The organism is Pseudomonas sp. S35, assembly GCF_009866765.1.
Classification (GTDB): Bacteria; Pseudomonadota; Gammaproteobacteria; order Pseudomonadales; family Pseudomonadaceae; genus Aquipseudomonas.
Window position 1 is genome coordinate 5916959 of record NZ_CP019431.1, and the last position, 20000, is coordinate 5936958.

Below are 20000 nucleotides of genomic sequence, written 5' to 3' on the forward strand. Positions count from 1 at the left end.
CTCCGTTACTTGTCAGCAACCTTGACAGTGATATGGCAAGACCGCTTGACGATGCGATCAGCACGGCCTTTGGCACGTGGCATGATGCGCTTCAGCGAACGCCCTTCGTTGACGAAAACGGTGCTGACCTTCAGGTCATCAACGTCTGCGCCTTCGTTATGCTCGGCGTTGGCTACGGCCGACTCCAGCACTTTCTTCATGATCTCGGCGGCTTTCTTACTGCTGAAAGCCAACAGGTTGAGCGCTTCGCCCACCTTCTTCCCGCGGATCTGGTCGGCGACCAAGCGGGCTTTCTGGGCGGAGATTCGAGCGCCCGACAACTTAGCGGCTACTTCCATTTCCTAACCCCTTAACGCTTGGCTTTCTTGTCTGCCACGTGCCCACGATAAGTGCGGGTACCGGCAAACTCGCCCAGTTTGTGGCCAACCATGTCTTCGTTCACGAGAACTGGGACGTGCAGACGACCGTTGTGTACAGCGATGGTCAAACCGACCATTTGTGGCAGGATCATCGAACGACGCGACCAGGTCTTAACTGGTTTGCGATCGTTCTTTTCCGCCGCCACTTCGATCTTCTTCAGTAGGTGAAGATCAATAAAAGGACCTTTTTTCAGAGAACGTGGCACTGTCGTATCCCTCTATTTACTTGCGACGACGGACGATCATTTTGTCGGTACGCTTATTACCACGAGTCTTCGCGCCCTTAGTCGGGAAGCCCCATGGCGATACCGGATGACGACCACCAGAGGTACGACCTTCACCACCACCGTGTGGGTGGTCAACCGGGTTCATGGCAACACCACGAACGGTTGGGCGAACGCCACGCCAGCGTTTGGCACCAGCTTTACCCAGCGAACGCAGGCTGTGCTCGGAGTTCGAGACTTCACCCAGGGTCGCGCGGCATTCAGCCAGCACTTTACGCATCTCACCAGAACGCAGACGCAGGGTCACGTAGACACCTTCACGAGCGATCAGCTGAGCCGAAGCACCAGCGGAACGAGCGATTTGCGCGCCTTTACCTGGCTTCAATTCGATGCCGTGTACGGTGCTACCAACTGGAATGTTACGCAGTTGCAGAGCGTTGCCCGGCTTGATCGGCGCCAAAGCACCTGCGATCAGCTGGTCACCAGCACTCACGCCTTTAGGGGCGATGATGTAGCGACGCTCGCCATCTGCGTACAGCAGCAGAGCGATGTGAGCAGTACGGTTTGGATCGTATTCGATACGCTCGACAGTGGCAGAGATGCCATCTTTGTCGTTGCGACGGAAGTCGACCAGACGATAATGCTGCTTATGGCCACCACCGATGTGACGAGTGGTAATGCGACCATTGTTGTTACGACCACCAGTCTTCGATTTCTTCTCGAGCAGCGGTGCGTGAGGAGCGCCTTTATGCAGCTCCTGGTTGACCACCTTGACCACAAAACGGCGGCCAGGGGAAGTCGGTTTGCATTTAACGATTGCCATGATGCACCCCTTCCTTACTCAGCACTGCTGCTGAAATCGAGATCTTGGCCTGGCTGAAGGGAGATAACTGCCTTCTTCCAGTCATTACGCTTGCCCAGACCGCGAGCAGTGCGCTTGCTCTTACCCAGAACATTCAGGGTAGTAACACGCTCAACTTTCACGCTGAACAGGCTTTCGACGGCCTTCTTGATTTCCAGCTTGGTTGCGTCAGTTGCAACCTTGAAAACGAACTGGCCTTTCTTGTCAGCCAGAACCGTAGCCTTTTCGGAAACGTGCGGGCCAAGCAGAACTTTAAATACGCGTTCCTGGTTCATCCCAGCAGCTCCTCGAATTTCTTCACGGCCGACACGGTGATCAACACCTTGTCGTATGCGATCAGACTAACTGGATCGGAACCTTGCACGTCACGTACATCAACGTGCGGCAGGTTGCGAGCAGCCAGGTACAGGTTCTGATCAACAGCTTCGGACACGATCAAAACGTCGGTCAGGCTCATGTTGTTCAGTTTGCCCAGCAGATCTTTGGTTTTTGGACTTTCAACAGCGAAGTCCTGAACCACGACCAGACGATCAGTACGCACGAGTTCAGCAAGGATGGAGCGCAGTGCTGCGCGATACATCTTCTTGTTGAGCTTCTGAGAGTGATCCTGTGGACGAGCTGCGAAAGTGGTACCACCGCCACGCCAGATTGGGCTACGGATAGTACCGGCACGAGCACGGCCAGTACCTTTCTGACGCCAAGGGCGCTTACCGCCACCACGTACGTCGGAACGGGTCTTTTGCTGCTTGCTACCTTGACGGCCGCCGGCCATGTAGGCCACGACTGCTTGGTGAACGAGCGTCTCGTTGAATTCGCCGCCAAATGTCAGTTCGGAAACTTCGATCGCTTGAGCGTCATTTACATTTAATTGCATGTCAGCTTCCCCTTAACCGCGAGCCTTGGCCGCTGGACGTACAACCAGGTTGCCGCCAGTAGCGCCAGGAACAGCACCCTTGACCAACAACAGATTGCGTTCAGCGTCGACGCGCACTACTTCGAGGGACTGCACGGTCACGCGCTCAGCGCCCATATGACCGGACATTTTTTTGCCCTTGAATACACGACCAGGAGTCTGGCACTGGCCAATAGAGCCCGGGACGCGGTGGGAAACGGAGTTACCGTGAGTGTTGTCTTGACCACGGAAATTCCAACGCTTGATCGTACCCTGGAAGCCTTTACCCTTGGACTGACCGGTTACATCAACCAGTTGACCAGCGGCGAAGATTTCAGCGTTGATCAGATCGCCAGCCTGGTAGTCACCATCTTCAAGACGGAACTCCATGACAGTACGACCAGCTGCAACGTTTGCTTTAGCGAAGTGACCTGCTTGAGCAGCAGTCACGCGCGAAGCACGACGCTCGCCGACAGTGACTTGCACTGCACGATAGCCATCGGTTTCTTCAGTTTTGAACTGGGTGACGCGATTCGGTTCGATCTCAATGACCGTAACCGGAATGGAGACACCTTCTTCGGTGAAAATACGGGTCATACCGCATTTACGACCGACTACACCAATAGTCATGTTGTAAACCTCATGAGTGTACGGGGCTTTCACCCGCTATGGCCGCCCATTTCAGAGCGTTACACGACTAAGACCCAAGTCTTAGCCGAGGCTGATCTGTACTTCCACACCGGCCGCCAGATCAAGCTTCATAAGTGCATCAACGGTTTTATCCGTTGGCTGGACGATGTCCAGAACGCGCTTATGAGTACGGATCTCGTACTGGTCACGCGCGTCTTTGTTGACGTGCGGGGAGACCAGAACGGTGAACCGCTCTTTACGGGTAGGCAGTGGAATTGGACCACGCACTTGAGCACCAGTACGTTTCGCGGTTTCCACGATTTCCTGGGTGGATTGGTCGATCAGGCGATGGTCAAAAGCCTTCAACCTGATACGGATTTGCTGATTTTGCATTGGATTTCAGACTCCGGCTGCTATTCCCAGCGAGCGCAATACGCCCGTTAAAAGGAGGCGCAATTCTATAGACGCCCCAGATAGGTGTCAACCCAATAAAAAAGCCCCCGCTGAGCGGGGGCTTTTCAAAGCATCGAAGCTATCTCAAAAGAGATGCTTACTCGATGATTTTAGCTACAACACCAGCGCCAACAGTACGGCCGCCTTCACGAATTGCGAAGCGCAGACCGTCTTCCATTGCGATGGTTTTGATCAGGGTAACTTCCATTTGGATGTTATCACCTGGCATTACCATTTCAACGCCTTCTGGCAGCTGGCAGTTACCAGTCACGTCAGTAGTGCGGAAGTAGAACTGTGGACGGTAGCCTTTGAAGAAAGGAGTATGACGACCGCCTTCTTCTTTGCTCAGAACGTAGACTTCAGCGGTGAACTTGGTGTGCGGCTTAACCGAACCCGGCTTAACCAGAACCTGGCCACGCTCAACGTCGTCACGCTTGGTACCACGCAGCAGAACGCCGCAGTTCTCGCCAGCACGACCTTCGTCGAGCAGCTTGCGGAACATTTCAACACCAGTGCAGACGGTGTTGGTGGTGTCACGCAGACCAACGATTTCCAGAGCATCTTGAACGCGAACGATACCGCGCTCGATACGACCGGTAACAACAGTACCACGACCGGAGATCGAGAATACGTCTTCGATTGGCATCAGGAATGGCTTGTCGGTCAGACGAACTGGTTCTGGGATGTAGCTGTCCAGAGTCTCTACCAGCTTCTTAACAGCGGTAGTGCCCATTTCGTTGTCGTCTTTGCCTTCCAGCGCCATACGAGCAGAACCGATGATGATCGGAGTGTCGTCGCCTGGGAAGTCGTAAGTGCTCAGCAGATCGCGCACTTCCATCTCAACCAGTTCCAGCAGCTCAGCGTCGTCTACCAGGTCAGCCTTGTTCAGGAAGACCACGATGTACGGAACGCCTACCTGACGGGACAGCAGGATGTGCTCACGGGTTTGTGGCATCGGACCATCAGCGGCCGAGCAAACCAGGATCGCGCCGTCCATCTGGGCAGCACCAGTGATCATGTTCTTCACGTAGTCAGCGTGACCTGGGCAGTCAACGTGAGCGTAGTGACGAATCGAAGAGTTGTACTCTACGTGCGCGGTGTTGATGGTGATACCACGAGCTTTTTCTTCTGGAGCGCTGTCGATTTTATCGAAATCAACGACTGCGGAACCGAAAACTTCGGAGCAGACGCGAGTCAGAGCTGCGGTCAGAGTGGTTTTACCGTGGTCAACGTGACCGATAGTGCCAACGTTGACGTGCGGTAGGGAACGATCAAATTTTTCTTTAGCCACGACAATTAACTCCTTGCCTAAAGGACTGAATCAGCCTTGTTTTTTGGATACAGTTTCAGCGATGTGCGCCGGAGCTGTGTTGTATTTTTTGAATTCCATAGAGTAGCTTGCGCGACCCTGGGACATGGAGCGAACGTCGGTCGCATAACCGAACATCTCACCCAACGGAACCTCGGCGCGAATCACTTTGCCGGAAACCGTGTCTTCCATACCCAAGATCATGCCGCGACGACGGTTAAGGTCGCCCATGACATCACCCATATAGTCTTCAGGTGTAACAACTTCTACCGCCATGATTGGCTCAAGCAACTCACCACCGCCCTTTTGGGCCAGTTGCTTGGTTGCCATGGAAGCAGCCACCTTAAACGCCATCTCGTTGGAGTCGACGTCGTGGTAAGAACCGTCAAAAACGGTTGCTTTCAGGCCGATCAGCGGATAGCCGGCAACAACACCGTTCTTCATCTGCTCTTCGATACCCTTCTGGATAGCAGGGATGTATTCCTTAGGAACAACACCACCTACTACTTCGTTCACGAATTGCAGACCTTCCTGACCTTCGTCAGCAGGAGCAAAACGGATCCAGCAGTGACCGAACTGACCACGACCGCCGGACTGACGAACGAACTTGCCTTCGATTTCACAGTTCTTCGTGATGCGCTCACGATAGGAAACCTGAGGCTTACCGATGTTGGCTTCGACGTTGAACTCACGGCGCATCCGGTCAACCAGGATGTCCAGGTGCAACTCGCCCATGCCGGAGATGATCGTTTGACCAGTCTCTTCATCAGTTTTGACGCGGAAAGATGGATCTTCCTGAGCAAGCTTGCCCAGAGCGATACCCATTTTTTCCTGGTCATCCTTGGTCTTAGGCTCTACGGCAACCGAAATAACCGGCTCCGGGAAGTCCATGCGAACCAGGATGATTGGCTTGTCAGCATTGCACAAAGTCTCACCAGTGGTGACGTCCTTCATGCCGATCAGGGCCGCGATGTCACCAGCGCGCACTTCCTTGATCTCTTCACGGGCGTTTGCGTGCATTTGCACCATACGACCCACACGCTCTTTCTTACCTTTAACCGAGTTGATCACGCCGTCGCCGGAGTTCAACACGCCCGAGTAAACACGGACGAAGGTCAAGGTACCCACGAATGGGTCAGTGGCAATTTTAAATGCCAGAGCGGAGAACGGTTCTGCGTCGTCTGCATGACGCTCCAGCTCGATAGTCTCGTCATCCGGGTCAGTACCCTTGATGGCAGGAATATCAACTGGCGCCGGCAGGTAGTCGATCACAGCATCGAGAACCAGAGGAACACCCTTGTTCTTGAAGGAAGAACCGCAAACAGCCAAGACGATTTCGCCAGCGATAGTACGCTGACGCAGAGCAGCCTTGATCTCCACGTTGGTGAGTTCTTCACCTTCGAGGTACTTGTTCATCAGATCTTCATTGGCTTCGGCAGCAGCCTCAACCATGTTGTTGCGCCACTCATCAGCCAGCTCCTGCAATTCAGCAGGGATTGGCTTACGAACAGGAACCATACCTTTGTCAGCATCGTTCCAGTAAACAGCTTCCATGGTCAGCAGATCGATCTGGCCTTGGAAGTTGTCTTCGGAACCGATAGCCAACTGGATTGGAACCGGGGTGTGACCCAGACGCTGCTTGATCTGACCGATCACGCGCAGGAAGTTGGCACCAGCACGGTCCATCTTGTTTACGTAAACAAGACGTGGAACGCCGTATTTGTTGGCTTGACGCCATACGGTTTCCGACTGAGGCTCAACACCCGAGGTACCGCAGAACACAACGACAGCGCCGTCGAGTACGCGCAGGGAACGTTCAACTTCAATGGTGAAGTCAACGTGGCCCGGAGTATCGATTACGTTGAAGCGGTGCTCATCTTTGTACTGCTTCTCGGAACCTTTCCAGAAGGCGGTAATAGCAGCAGAAGTAATGGTAATACCACGCTCCTGCTCCTGAACCATCCAGTCTGTGGTCGCGGCGCCATCATGCACCTCGCCCATCTTGTGACTTTTGCCGGTGTAAAACAGTACGCGCTCGGTGGTGGTGGTTTTACCAGCATCCACGTGAGCAACGATACCGATGTTACGGTAGCGGCTAATCGGAGTAGTACGAGCCATAAAGCCCTCGCAAAATTAGTGAAGCTAAGATTAGAAGCGGTAGTGCGAGAAAGCTTTGTTAGCTTCAGCCATACGGTGCACGTCTTCACGCTTCTTAACAGCAGCACCTTTACCTTCAGCAGCGTCCAACAGTTCGCCGGCCAAACGCAGAGCCATAGACTTCTCGCCACGCTTACGGGCGAAGTCTACCAACCAGCGCATTGCCAGAGCGTTACGACGGGACGGACGAACTTCGACCGGAACCTGGTAAGTAGCACCGCCTACACGGCGCGACTTCACTTCGACCAGCGGAGCGATGGCGTCGAGAGCTTTCTCGAAGATTTCCAGGGGGTCGCTGTTCTTGCGTTCTTTAACCTTTTCCAGCGCGCCATAAACGATACGCTCGGCAACGGCTTTCTTGCCGCTTTCCATCACGTGGTTCATGAACTTGGCCAGGATTTGGCTTCCGTATTTTGGATCGTCAAGCACTTCGCGCTTGGCTGCTACGCGTCTTCTTGGCATGGATAAGCCCTCAAACGGTCTTCAGGTTCGCTCGGAATCGGTGCCCTTTCGGGACGCCTCCGACCTTACTCTTATCGACTCAGAAAATAAGATGATTCAGTTTTACAAAAAGCCGCTACTACTTAGGCTTCTTGGTACCGTACTTCGAACGACCCTGGTTACGACCTTTAACGCCGGAAGTATCCAAGGATCCGCGTACGGTGTGGTAACGAACACCTGGCAAGTCTTTTACACGACCGCCGCGGATCAGTACCACGCTGTGCTCTTGCAGGTTGTGGCCTTCACCGCCGATGTACGAGGAAACCTCGAAACCGTTGGTCAGACGCACACGGCATACTTTACGCAGTGCCGAGTTAGGTTTTTTCGGCGTGGTGGTATACACACGGGTGCATACGCCACGACGTTGCGGGCAGTTCTGCAGCGCAGGCACGTCGGATTTCTCGACGATACGCTTACGCGGCTGACGTACCAGCTGGTTGATAGTTGCCATCTACTAGCTCCACTGTTGTCTTGCGACGCTATTGTCTTGCAAGAAAAGCAAAATGGCAGGAACGAATTCCCGCCAAATTTAGGGGTACAAGAGTCTAAAGAGGATCTTGCCCCCAGTCAAGGCAAGGCCCCGACCTCCCCTCTCGTCCAACCGCAGCAAAATTGCCTTGATCCGACGAACGGGGGTGCCAGGGCCCAGTCTTATCTACCGCAGAACTCAGTTACCGCTTGAGTTCAGCGCTTCGGTCAGTGCAGCTTCCACTTCACTGGCGCTTACGCGCAACGGCTTGTCAGCATCACGGCGGCGCTTGCGCTCGCTGTGGTAAGCCAAACCGGTACCGGCCGGGATCAGACGACCCACAACCACGTTTTCCTTCAGGCCGCGCAAGTAGTCGCGCTTGCCGGTTACCGCTGCTTCGGTCAGTACGCGAGTGGTCTCCTGGAAGGAGGCCGCCGAGATGAACGATTCAGTGGACAACGACGCCTTGGTGATACCCAGCAGAACGCGCGTGAACTTGGAAACGAATTTCTCGTCACCCGCCAGACGCTCGTTCTCTACCAGTACGTGAGTCAGTTCCATCTGGTCGCCCTTGATGAAACTCGAATCGCCGGATTCAGCGATTTCAACTTTACGCAACATCTGACGCAGGATGGTCTCGATGTGCTTATCGTTGATCTTCACGCCCTGCAGACGGTAAACGTCCTGGATTTCGTTAACGATGTACTTGGCCAGCGCACTCACACCCAGCAGACGCAGGATGTCGTGTGGATCGCTCGGACCGTCGGAGATAACTTCGCCGCGGTTTACCTGTTCGCCTTCGAACACGTTCAGGTGACGCCACTTCGGAATCAGCTCTTCGTACGGATCGGTACCGTCGTTCGGGGTAATAACCAGACGGCGCTTGCCCTTGGTCTCTTTACCGAACGCGATGGTGCCGCTGACTTCAGCCAGAATCGACGCTTCTTTCGGACGACGAGCTTCGAACAAGTCGGCAACACGCGGCAGACCACCGGTGATGTCTCGAGTCTTCGAAGTTTCTTGCGGAATACGCGCGATAACATCACCGATCGCGATCTTCGCACCATCCGCTACACCGACCAGGGCGTTGGCTGGCAGGAAGTACTGAGCGATTACGTCAGTGCCTGGCAGCAACAGATCCTTGCCGTTGTCATCAACCATCTTCACGGCAGGACGGATGTCTTTACCGGCAGCCGGACGATCTTTCGCGTCGAGTACTTCAATGTTGGTCATACCGGTCAATTCGTCAGTCTGACGCTTGATCGTGATGCCTTCTTCCATGCCCACGTAGGTCACGGTACCTTTCATTTCGGTAACGATTGGGTGAGTGTGCGGATCCCACTTGGCCACGATTGCGCCAGCGTCGACCTTGTCACCTTCTTTAACCGAAATCACAGCACCGTACGGCAGCTTGTAGCGCTCACGCTCACGACCGTAGTCATCAGCGATTGCCAGCTCACCGGAACGGGACACAGCAACCAGGTGACCATCCACTCGCTCAACGTGCTTGAGGTTGTGAAGGCGGACAGTACCGCCGTTCTTCACCTGAACGCTGTCGGCTGCGGAGGTCCGGCTTGCCGCACCACCGATGTGGAACGTACGCATGGTCAGCTGGGTACCCGGCTCACCGATGGACTGGGCAGCGATAACGCCGACCGCTTCACCGATGTTCACCTGGTGACCACGAGCCAAGTCACGGCCGTAGCACTTGGCGCAAATGCCGTAGCGGGTTTCGCAGCTGATCGGCGAGCGAACAATCACTTCGTCGATGCTGTTGAGCTCGATGAACTCGACCCACTTCTCGTCAACCAGAGTGCCGGCAGGAACGATAACTTCCTCGGTACCTGGCTTGAATACGTCACGGGCAATAACACGACCCAATACGCGCTCACCCAGTGGCTCTACAACGTCACCGCCTTCAATGTGCGGTGTCATCAGCAGGCCGTGCTCGGTGCCGCAATCGATCTCGGTTACAACCAGATCTTGTGCGACGTCTACCAGACGACGAGTCAGGTAACCGGAGTTAGCGGTTTTCAACGCGGTATCCGCAAGACCCTTACGAGCACCGTGAGTGGAGATGAAGTACTGAAGTACGCTCAAACCTTCACGGAAGTTCGCAGTAATCGGCGTTTCGATGATGGAACCGTCCGGCTTGGCCATCAGGCCACGCATACCGGCGAGCTGACGGATCTGCGCAGCAGAACCCCGTGCGCCCGAGTCGGCCATCATGTACATCGAGTTGAAGGATTCTTGGTCAACTTCGTCGCCATGACGGTCGATGACTTTCTCTTTCGAGAGGTTGGCCATCATTGCCTTGGAAACTTCGTCGTTGGCCTTGGACCAAAGGTCGATCACTTTGTTGTACTTCTCGCCCTGTGTTACCAGGCCCGAGGCGTACTGGCTTTCGATCTCTTTCACTTCATCAGTGGCAGCACTGATGATGCGGGCTTTTTCATCCGGGATAACAAAGTCGTTAACACCGATGGAAACGCCGGAAATGGTCGAATAAGCAAAACCGGTGTACATCAACTGGTCAGCGAAGATCACGGTCTCTTTCAAACCAACCACGCGGTAGCACTGGTTGATCAGCTTGGAGATCGCCTTTTTCTTCATCGGCAAGTTGACGACGTCGTACGACAGACCTTTTGGCACAACCTGATACAGCAGCGCACGGCCGACAGTGGTGTCGACGATACGGGTGCCGCTCACGCTGCCGCCGTCACGGTCGTTGACGGTTTCGTTGATCCGCACTTTGACCTTGGCGTGCAGTGCGGCTTCGCCGGCACGGAACACACGGTCAACTTCTTGCAAGTCAGCGAATACTCGACCTTCGCCTTTGGCGTTGATCGCTTCACGGGTCATGTAGTACAGACCCAGTACAACGTCCTGCGACGGAACGATGATTGGCTCACCGTTGGCTGGCGACAGGATGTTGTTGGTCGACATCATCAACGCACGCGCTTCCAACTGGGCTTCCAGTGTCAGCGGTACGTGCACGGCCATTTGGTCGCCGTCGAAGTCGGCGTTGTACGCAGCACAGACCAGAGGGTGCAGCTGGATAGCCTTACCTTCGATCAGTACCGGTTCAAAAGCCTGGATACCCAGACGGTGAAGGGTCGGTGCACGGTTGAGGAGAACCGGGTGTTCGCGAATCACCTCAGCGAGAACGTCCCAAACCTCTGGCAGTTCGCGCTCGACCATTTTCTTGGCCGCTTTGATGGTGGTCGCGAGACCGCGCATTTCCAGCTTGCCGAAGATGAACGGCTTGAACAGCTCAAGTGCCATCTTCTTAGGCAGACCGCACTGGTGCAGACGCAGGGTCGGGCCTACGGTAATTACCGAACGACCCGAGTAGTCAACACGCTTACCGAGCAAGTTCTGACGGAAACGACCCTGCTTACCCTTGATCATGTCAGCCAGGGATTTCAGAGGACGCTTGTTGGAACCGGTGATAGCGCGGCCACGACGACCGTTGTCGAGCAGGGCATCGACAGCTTCCTGCAACATACGCTTTTCGTTGCGCACGATGATGTCCGGAGCGGACAGATCAAGCAGGCGCTTCAAGCGGTTGTTACGGTTGATCACGCGGCGGTACAGGTCGTTGAGGTCGGACGTCGCGAAACGACCACCGTCCAACGGTACCAGCGGACGCAGGTCTGGCGGCAGAACCGGCAGAACGGTCAGCACCATCCACTCTGGCAAGTTGCCGGAACCCTGGAAGGCTTCCATCAACTTCAGACGCTTGGACAGCTTCTTGATCTTGGTTTCGGAGTTGGTTTGCGGAATCTCTTCGCGCAGACGACCAATCTCGTGCTCCAGGTCGATAGCGTGCAGCAGCTCACGGACAGCTTCGGCACCCATGCGGGCATCGAAATCGTCGCCGAACTCTTCCAGCGCTTCGAAGTACTGCTCGTCGTTCAGCAACTGACCTTTTTCAAGGGTGGTCATGCCTGGATCGATAACGACATAGCTCTCGAAGTAGAGAACGCGTTCGATATCACGCAGGGTCATGTCCATCAGCAAGCCGATACGGGACGGCAGCGATTTCAGGAACCAGATGTGGGCAACCGGCGAAGCCAGCTCGATGTGCGCCATGCGCTCACGACGAACCTTGGCCAGCGCGACTTCAACGCCGCACTTCTCGCAGATCACACCGCGGTGCTTCAAGCGCTTGTACTTACCGCACAGGCACTCGTAATCCTTTACCGGGCCAAAGATCTTGGCGCAGAACAGGCCGTCACGCTCAGGTTTGAACGTACGGTAGTTGATGGTTTCCGGCTTTTTAACTTCACCGAACGACCACGAACGGATCATCTCAGGCGATGCCAATCCAATACGGATGGCGTCGAACTCTTCGACTTGACCCTGGTTTTTCAGCAAATTCAGTAGGTCTTTCAAGGCCTTTCCTCCTGGCGGAGCAGAGAGCGGGCTAAGCAGCCCCGCTCTCGATTCGCGTCACGTGTTATTCGGTTTCCAGATCGATATCGATGCCGAGGGAACGAATTTCTTTGATCAACACGTTGAAGGACTCGGGCATGCCCGGCTCCATACGGTGATCGCCGTCCACGATGTTTTTGTACATCTTGGTACGACCGTTCACATCGTCCGACTTCACTGTGAGCATTTCTTGCAGAGTGTATGCAGCACCGTATGCTTCCAGTGCCCAGACCTCCATCTCCCCGAAACGCTGACCACCGAACTGAGCCTTACCACCCAGCGGCTGCTGGGTAACCAGGCTGTACGAACCGGTAGAACGAGCGTGCATCTTGTCGTCTACCAAGTGGTTCAGCTTCAGCATGTACATGTAGCCAACAGTAACCGGGCGCTCAAACTTGTTGCCGGTACGGCCGTCGAACAGCTGCATCTGGCCGCTTTCTGGCAGGTCTGCCAGTTTCAGCATGGCCTTGATTTCGCTTTCCTTGGCACCGTCGAACACCGGGGTAGCCATTGGAACGCCGCCGCGCAGGTTCTTCGCCAGATCCAGGATTTCCTGGTCGGAGAAGGTGTCCAGCTCTTCGTTGCGACCGCCGATCTCGTTGTAGATCTCGTGCAGGAACTTACGCAGGTCAGCGACCTTGCGCTGCTCTTCGATCATACGGTTGATCTTCTCGCCCAGACCTTTGGCCGCGAGGCCCAGGTGGGTTTCAAGGATCTGACCAACGTTCATACGCGAAGGTACGCCCAACGGGTTGAGGACAACGTCGACCGGGGTGCCATTGGCATCGTGCGGCATGTCTTCAACCGGCATGATCACGGAGACCACACCTTTGTTACCGTGACGGCCGGCCATCTTGTCGCCCGGCTGGATGCGGCGACGGATTGCCAGGTAAACCTTGACGATTTTCAGCACGCCTGGAGCCAGGTCATCGCCCTGCTGCAGTTTGCGCTTCTTGTCTTCGAACTTGTCGTCCAGCAGACGGCGGCGATCAACGATGTAGGCCTGAGCCTTCTCGAGTTGCTCGTTCAGAGCATCTTCAGCCATGCGCAGTTTGAACCACTGGCCGTGCTCAAGACCGTCGAGAATTTCGTCGGTGATGTCCTGACCTTTCTTCAGACCTGCGCCGCCTTCAGCCTTGTGGCCTACCAGAGCGGAACGCAGACGTTCGAAGGTCGCGCCTTCAACGATACGGAACTCTTCGTTCAGGTCCTTGCGGATCTCGTCGAGCTGAGTCTTCTCGATGGACAGTGCACGAGCATCACGCTCAACGCCGTCACGGGTGAAGACCTGTACGTCGATGACAGTACCTTTGGTACCGGTAGGTACACGCAGGGAAGTGTCTTTAACGTCGCTGGCTTTTTCACCGAAGATGGCACGCAGCAGTTTTTCTTCCGGAGTCAGTTGGGTCTCGCCTTTCGGAGTGACCTTACCGACCAGGATGTCGCCTGCGCCTACTTCAGCACCTACGTAAACGATACCGGCTTCGTCCAGCTTGTTCAGTGCAGCTTCACCCACGTTCGGGATGTCTGCAGTGATCTCTTCAGGCCCAAGCTTGGTGTCACGTGCCACGCAGGTCAGTTCTTGGATGTGGATCGTGGTGAAGCGGTCTTCTTGAACAACACGCTCGGACAGGCAGATGGAGTCTTCGAAGTTGAAGCCGTTCCATGCCATGAACGCGATGCGCATGTTCTGACCCAGTGCCAGTTCACCCATGTCGGTGGACGGGCCGTCGGCCATGATGTCGCTACGCTGAACGCGATCACCCTTGCTCACCAGCGGACGCTGGTTGATGCAGGTGTTCTGGTTCGAGCGGGTGTATTTGGTCAGGTTGTAGATGTCGACACCGGCTTCGCCAGTTTCAACTTCGTCATCGGCAACACGAACCACGATACGGCTGGCATCAACGGAGTCGATCACGCCGCCACGACGAGCCACGACGCAAACGCCGGAGTCACGGGCTACGTTACGCTCCATGCCGGTACCTACCAGCGGCTTGTCAGCGCGCAGGGTTGGTACAGCTTGACGCTGCATGTTGGAACCCATCAACGCACGGTTGGCGTCATCGTGTTCCAGGAACGGGATCAGCGACGCAGCAACCGAAACTACCTGCTTCGGCGATACGTCCATCAAGGTGACGTCTTCCGGCGCCTTGACGGTGAACTCGTTCAAGTGACGAACAGCTACCAGCTCGTCGATCAGGACTTTCTTGTCGTTCATCGTGGCCGAAGCCTGAGCGATCACGTGATCAGCTTCTTCGATGGCGGACAGGAAAACGATCTCGTCGGTGACCAGAGCGTCTTTCACCACACGGTACGGGCTCTCAAGGAAGCCGTACTGGTTGGTGCGCGCATAAGCGGCCAGGGAGTTGATCAGACCGATGTTCGGACCTTCCGGCGTTTCGATCGGGCATACGCGACCGTAGTGCGTCGGGTGTACGTCACGAACTTCAAAGCCTGCACGCTCACGGGTCAGACCGCCCGGGCCCAGTGCGGAAACACGGCGCTTGTGGGTGATCTCGGAGAGCGGGTTGTTCTGGTCCATGAACTGCGAGAGCTGGCTGGAACCGAAGAACTCCTTCACCGCCGCAGCCACTGGCTTGGCGTTGATCAGGTCTTGCGGCATCAGGCCTTCGCTTTCAGCCATCGACAGACGCTCTTTGACCGCACGCTCAACACGTACCAGGCCAACGCGGAACTGGTTTTCGGCCATTTCGCCTACGCAGCGAACACGACGGTTACCCAGGTGGTCGATGTCATCGACGATGCCTTTGCCGTTACGGATGTCGACCAGGGTCTTCAGGACCGCAACGATATCTTCCTTGCACAGCACGCCCGAACCTTCGATCTCGGTACGACCGATACGACGGTTGAACTTCATCCGGCCGACCGCAGACAGGTCATAACGCTCAGGGCTGAAGAACAGGTTGTTGAACAGGGTTTCGGCAGCGTCTTTGGTTGGTGGCTCGCCAGGACGCATCATGCGATAGATCTCGACCAGCGCTTCCAATTGGTTGCTGGTGGAGTCGATCTTCAGCGTGTCGGAGACGAACGGACCACAGTCGATATCGTTGGTGTACAAGGTCTCGAGACGAACAACCTGGGCCTTGGCGATTTTTGCCAGGATCTCGGTGTTCAGCTCGGTGTTGCACTCAGCCAGGATCTCGCCTGTGGCTGGGTGAACGATGGCCTTGGCGGTGGTGCGACCCAGGACGTAGTCCAGAGGCACGTCCAACGACTTGATACCGGCTTTTTCGATCTGGTTGATGTGGCGCGCAGTAATACGACGACCCGCTTCAACAATGACCTTGCCCTTCTCATCCTGGATATCCAGAACGGCAATTTCACCACGCAGACGCGAAGCAATCAGCTCCAGGCTGAGGGTTTCATCCTTCAGGCTGAATACGTTGGTGGTATAGAAAGCGTCCAGCACTTGCTCAGTGGTGTAACCGAGCGCGCGCAGCAGTACCGAGGCCGGCAGCTTGCGACGACGGTCGATACGCACGAACACGCAGTCTTTCGGGTCGAACTCGAAGTCCAACCACGAACCGCGGTACGGGATGATCCGCGCGGAGTACAGCAGTTTACCGGAGCTGTGCGTCTTGCCGCGGTCGTGGTCGAAGAACACGCCAGGGGAACGGTGCAGCTGGGAAACGATTACACGTTCGGTACCGTTGATAACGAAGGTACCGTTCTCAGTCATCAGTGGGATTTCGCCCATGTAGACTTCTTGCTCTTTGATGTCCTTGATCGCTTTGTTCGACGATTCTTTGTCGAAAATGATCAGGCGGACTTTTACCCGCAAAGGTACGGCGTACGTAACACCGCGCAACACGCATTCTTTGACATCAAATGCCGGTTCGCCCAGGCGATAACCGACGTACTCCAGCGCAGCATTGCCGGAGTAGCTGATGATCGGGAAAACGGATTTGAAGGCCGCATGCAGGCCCACGTCGCGGAACTGATCTTTGGTCGCTCCCGCCTGCAAGAATTCACGATACGAATCCAGCTGGATAGCCAGAAGGTACGGGACATCCATGACGTCCGGCAACTTGCTAAAGTCCTTGCGGATACGTTTTTTCTCAGTATATGAGTAAGCCATCAGCGTTCCCCAGCTTGGTCACCTGCTTGTTTGGCCCCTCCGACGGGAGCAGCCAGAAAATCTTGCAAACCCCTTGGTTTGCACCACCGCATCGGGTGGCTACAGCGCGTTCATGGCGGCGACCGAGTCGGCAGCCAAGAACGGAAAAAGGCCGGTGGCAAGAGCCACCAGCCATCAGCCTTCAGCTTAACGCTTGGGCTGGAGACGCAATGTCGATGCTTACTTCAGCTCGACTTTAGCGCCTGCTTCTTCCAGAGTTGCCTTGGCTTTGTCGCCTGCATCTTTGGTCACTGCTTCCAGGACCATAGCAGGAGCGCCGTCAACTACAGCCTTGGCTTCTTTCAGGCCCAGACCGGTCAGTTCACGTACTGCCTTGATCACGTTTACTTTCTTCTCGCCAGCTTCCAGCAGCATGACGTTGAATTCGGTTTGCTCTTCAACAACGGCAGCAGCAGCAGCTGGGCCAGCGGAAGCAGCGGCAGCGGAAACGCCGAATTTTTCTTCGAAAGCTTTGATCAGCTCAACAACCTGCAGAACCGACATTTCAGCTACGGCGTTGAGGATATCGTCTTGGGAGATAGACATTGCTGTATTTCCTGAATTGGGGGACGGCCTACGCGGCCATCGAAATAAACAAAAATACGCGAGAGAAAATGCTCAGCCTTAGGCTGCGGCAGCTTCTTTTTGCTCGCGAACTGCAGCCAGAGTACGAGCCAGCTTGCTGGTAGCGCCTTGAATCACGCTCATCAGCTGCGAAATGGCTTCGTCGCGGGTCGGCAGTGTTGCCAGTACGTCGATTTGGTTAGCTGCGAGGAACTTGCCCTCGAACGCAGCTGCCTTGATCTCGAACTTATCCTGACTCTTGGCGAATTCCTTGAACAAACGGGCAGCAGCGCCTGGATGATCCTTGGAGAACGCGATCAGAGTCGGGCCAGTGAACACGTCGTTGAGAACACTGTATTCAGTGTCAGCAACAGCGCGCTTGAGCAGGGTGTTACGTACAACACGTACGTATACGCCAGCTTCACGAGCCTCTTTACGGAGTCCGGTCATAGCGCCTACTGTCACACCACGGGCATCAGCCACGACAGCGGACAGAGCAGCTTTGGCAGCCTCGTTGACTTCAGCGACGATGGCCTTCTTGTCTTCGAGATTAATTGCCACGGGTTTAACTCCTGCTTGTTACCGTTTCATCTGGCCGGAGCCGGATGTCGTTTTGGTGTCTGATTCGGTAAGGAACCGGGAGCACCATCTGCGTAGGCTTTTGGTTTAAGACTTGCGTCGCCTACGGTCTTGGATAGCCCCCGCCAGGCAGGGACCCCAATTTTTTCCAATTGGCGCAATCGCTTGCGCCAATTTGTGTCTTATACGTCCAGCGAGCCTTGGTCGATGACCAGACCTGGGCCCATAGTGGTGCTCAGGGTAACGCGCTTGACGTAGATACCTTTCGAGGAAGCTGGCTTGATACGCTTCAGATCAGCGATCAGGGCTTCAACGTTTTCCTTCAGCTTGACGGCATCAAAGCCGACTTTGCCAACGGAGGTGTGAATGATGCCGTTTTTGTCGGTGCGATAACGAACCTGACCAGCCTTGGCGTTTTTAACCGCGGTAGCTACGTCTGGGGTTACGGTGCCGACTTTAGGGTTAGGCATCAGGCCGCGCGGGCCCAGGATCTGACCCAACTGACCTACAACGCGCATTGCATCCGGGGAAGCAATAACTACGTCGTAGTTCAGGTCGCCGCCTTTCATTTCGGCAGCCAGGTCGTCCATACCAACGCGATCAGCGCCAGCAGCCAGAGCTGCTTCAGCAGCTGGACCTTGGGTGAAGACGGCTACACGTACAGTCTTGCCAGTACCGTGTGGCAGCACAGTAGCGCTACGAACGACCTGGTCGGATTTACGTGGGTCAACACCCAGGTTTACAGCAACGTCAACAGACTCGCTGAACTTGACAGTCGACAGCTCGGTCAGCAGAGCAGCAGCATCTACAAAATTGTAGGACTTGCCCGCTTCGATTTTGCCGGCGATAGCCTTTTGGCGCTTGGTCAGCTTAGCCATTACACACCCTCCACGTTAAGGCCCATGCTACGAGCAGAACCGGCGATGGTACGCACGGCTGCATCCATATCAGCTGCAGTCAGATCCGCGTTTTTGGTTTTCGCGATTTCTTCCAGCTGAGCACGAGTGACGGTGCCAACCTTAACGGTGTTAGGACGAGCGGAACCGCTAGTCAGACCAGCAGCTTTCTTCAGCAGAACCGAAGCCGGGGTCGACTTGGTTTCGAAAGTGAAGCTACGGTCGCTGTATACAGTGATGATCACTGGAGTCGGCAGACCTGGCTCAAGACCCTGAGTACGGGCGTTGAAGGCCTTGCAGAATTCCATGATGTTCACGCCGTGCTGACCCAGAGCCGGGCCTACGGGTGGACTTGGGTTGGCCTGAGCGGCCTTCACTTGCAGCTTGATGTAAGCGGTAATCTTCTTGGCCATGAGGCACTCCAATTACGGGTTCAAACGCCTCGAAAGGCTCCCCGGTTACTTGCGCGTTTATCCCAGTGACGACAAAACCCCACAGCCTAGGGCTGCGGGGTTGGGATGCTTGCCCAGCTAGACCTTTTCGACCTGGCTGAACTCCAACTCTACCGGAGTAGAGCGACCGAAAATGAGCACTGCCACTTGGATCCGGCTCTTTTCGTAGTTAACTTCTTCGACGGTGCCGTTGAAATCAGCGAACGGACCATCTGTGACACGAACAACCTCACCCGGCTCGAACAAGGTCTTCGGCTTGGGCTTGTCGCTACCGTCAGCAACGCGACGCAGAATTGCTTCTGCCTCTTTGTCAGTGATCGGAGCAGGCTTGTCAGCAGTACCGCCGATAAAGCCCATGACACGAGGGGTATCCTTGACCAAGTGCCAAGTACCTTCATTCATGTCCATCTGCACCAGCACGTAGCCAGGGAAGAACTTACGTTCGCTTTTGCGCTTCTGACCATTCCGCATTTCAACCACTTCTTCAGTGGGAACCAGAATTTCGCCGAAGCCATCTTCCATGCCTGCCAGCTTTACGCGCTCCAGCAAAGAGCGCATAACATGCTTCTCGTAACCCGAGTAAGCATGCACAACGTACCAACGCTTAGCCACGGGACACCCTTAGCCAACAATCAAGGAAACAAGCCAGCCGAGCAGGGAATCAAGCCCCCACAACAGCAACGCCATAACCAGAACAACAGCCACAACAATCAACGTGGTCTGCGTGGTTTCTTGGCGAGTCGGCCAAACGACTTTACGAATTTCGGTGCGAGCTTCCTTTACCAGGACCGCGAAAGACTTGCCTTTAGCAGTCTGCAGGCCTACAAAGGCAGCTACAGCAGCAAGGGCAAGCAAAGCGAGTACACGGTACAGGATCGGCGAAGCAGAATAGTACTGATTGCCAACAACGCCAACGACCACCAATGCGACCACAGCGAGCCACTTGACGAGATCGAAACGAGAGCTTTGAGCTTCAGCCTTAGGAGTCATCTATGAAGATCCTGTGAAAAGAAAGCCA

Annotated in this window: 19 protein-coding genes; all 19 read right to left on the reverse strand. The window is 55.2% G+C overall.

The features are described 5' to 3' along the window. Positions 1–5: 5 nt before the first annotated feature. Entirely contained in the window at positions 6–338 is a 333-nt protein-coding gene (gene rplV / locus PspS35_RS26750) for a 50S ribosomal protein L22 (RefSeq protein WP_003103908.1), read from the reverse strand. A gap of 11 nt (positions 339–349) precedes the next feature. After that, positions 350–625: a 30S ribosomal protein S19 gene (gene rpsS / locus PspS35_RS26755; protein ID WP_003232420.1), complete on the reverse strand. Its 276-nt coding sequence runs from the start codon at positions 623–625 to the stop codon at positions 350–352. 16 nt (positions 626–641) lie between these two features. Beyond that, positions 642–1466: a 50S ribosomal protein L2 gene (gene rplB / locus PspS35_RS26760; RefSeq protein ID WP_003176423.1), complete on the reverse strand. Its 825-nt coding sequence runs from the start codon at positions 1464–1466 to the stop codon at positions 642–644. A gap of 14 nt (positions 1467–1480) precedes the next feature. Further along, positions 1481–1780: a 50S ribosomal protein L23 gene (gene rplW, locus PspS35_RS26765; RefSeq protein WP_002555488.1), complete on the reverse strand. Its 300-nt coding sequence runs from the start codon at positions 1778–1780 to the stop codon at positions 1481–1483. After that, positions 1777–2379 carry a 50S ribosomal protein L4 gene (gene rplD / locus PspS35_RS26770; RefSeq protein WP_003176424.1) on the reverse strand — a complete coding sequence of 201 codons (603 nt, stop codon included), beginning with the start codon at positions 2377–2379 and terminating at the stop codon, positions 1777–1779. The genes rplW and rplD overlap by 4 nt, the downstream gene beginning before the upstream one ends. A gap of 12 nt (positions 2380–2391) precedes the next feature. Beyond that, a complete protein-coding gene (gene rplC, locus PspS35_RS26775) occupies positions 2392–3027 on the reverse strand; it encodes a 50S ribosomal protein L3 (RefSeq protein ID WP_003194649.1) in 636 nt (211 codons plus the stop codon). 81 nt (positions 3028–3108) lie between these two features. Then, positions 3109–3420, reverse strand: a complete 312-nt coding sequence (gene rpsJ, locus PspS35_RS26780) for a 30S ribosomal protein S10 (protein ID WP_003186070.1) — start codon at positions 3418–3420, stop codon at positions 3109–3111. 157 nt (positions 3421–3577) lie between these two features. Next, positions 3578–4771 carry an elongation factor Tu gene (tuf, locus tag PspS35_RS26785; RefSeq protein ID WP_057010371.1) on the reverse strand — a complete coding sequence of 398 codons (1194 nt, stop codon included), beginning with the start codon at positions 4769–4771 and terminating at the stop codon, positions 3578–3580. Positions 4772–4801: 30 nt separating this feature from the next. Next, positions 4802–6907: an elongation factor G gene (gene fusA, locus PspS35_RS26790; protein WP_122307023.1), complete on the reverse strand. Its 2106-nt coding sequence runs from the start codon at positions 6905–6907 to the stop codon at positions 4802–4804. A 30-nt stretch (positions 6908–6937) separates the two neighbouring features. Then, complete coding sequence (gene rpsG / locus PspS35_RS26795) at positions 6938–7408, reverse strand: 30S ribosomal protein S7 (protein WP_002555493.1); 471 nt, start codon at positions 7406–7408, stop codon at positions 6938–6940. Positions 7409–7526: 118 nt separating this feature from the next. Beyond that, a complete protein-coding gene (gene rpsL / locus PspS35_RS26800) occupies positions 7527–7898 on the reverse strand; it encodes a 30S ribosomal protein S12 (RefSeq protein ID WP_002555494.1) in 372 nt (123 codons plus the stop codon). A 216-nt stretch (positions 7899–8114) separates the two neighbouring features. Continuing rightward, a complete protein-coding gene (rpoC, locus tag PspS35_RS26805; RefSeq protein WP_065924112.1) occupies positions 8115–12314 on the reverse strand; it encodes a DNA-directed RNA polymerase subunit beta' in 4200 nt (1399 codons plus the stop codon). A 64-nt stretch (positions 12315–12378) separates the two neighbouring features. Next, entirely contained in the window at positions 12379–16452 is a 4074-nt protein-coding gene (gene rpoB, locus PspS35_RS26810) for a DNA-directed RNA polymerase subunit beta (protein ID WP_116629462.1), read from the reverse strand. A gap of 219 nt (positions 16453–16671) precedes the next feature. Then, positions 16672–17037, reverse strand: coding sequence for a 50S ribosomal protein L7/L12 (gene rplL / locus PspS35_RS26815; protein WP_053138313.1), 366 nt, complete (start codon positions 17035–17037; stop codon positions 16672–16674). 78 nt (positions 17038–17115) lie between these two features. Next, positions 17116–17616 (reverse strand): 50S ribosomal protein L10, encoded by a 501-nt coding sequence (gene rplJ / locus PspS35_RS26820; protein WP_003232405.1) that lies wholly within the window; start codon positions 17614–17616, stop codon positions 17116–17118. A 200-nt stretch (positions 17617–17816) separates the two neighbouring features. Continuing rightward, positions 17817–18512, reverse strand: coding sequence for a 50S ribosomal protein L1 (gene rplA / locus PspS35_RS26825; RefSeq protein ID WP_003176434.1), 696 nt, complete (start codon positions 18510–18512; stop codon positions 17817–17819). Continuing rightward, positions 18512–18943 carry a 50S ribosomal protein L11 gene (rplK, locus tag PspS35_RS26830; RefSeq protein WP_003176435.1) on the reverse strand — a complete coding sequence of 144 codons (432 nt, stop codon included), beginning with the start codon at positions 18941–18943 and terminating at the stop codon, positions 18512–18514. Before rplK ends, rplA begins: the two co-directional genes overlap by 1 nt. 117 nt (positions 18944–19060) lie before the next feature. Beyond that, a complete protein-coding gene (nusG, locus tag PspS35_RS26835) occupies positions 19061–19594 on the reverse strand; it encodes a transcription termination/antitermination protein NusG (RefSeq protein ID WP_003176436.1) in 534 nt (177 codons plus the stop codon). Positions 19595–19603: 9 nt separating this feature from the next. After that, positions 19604–19972 (reverse strand): preprotein translocase subunit SecE, encoded by a 369-nt coding sequence (gene secE, locus PspS35_RS26840; protein ID WP_003194658.1) that lies wholly within the window; start codon positions 19970–19972, stop codon positions 19604–19606. Positions 19973–20000 lie beyond the last annotated feature (28 nt).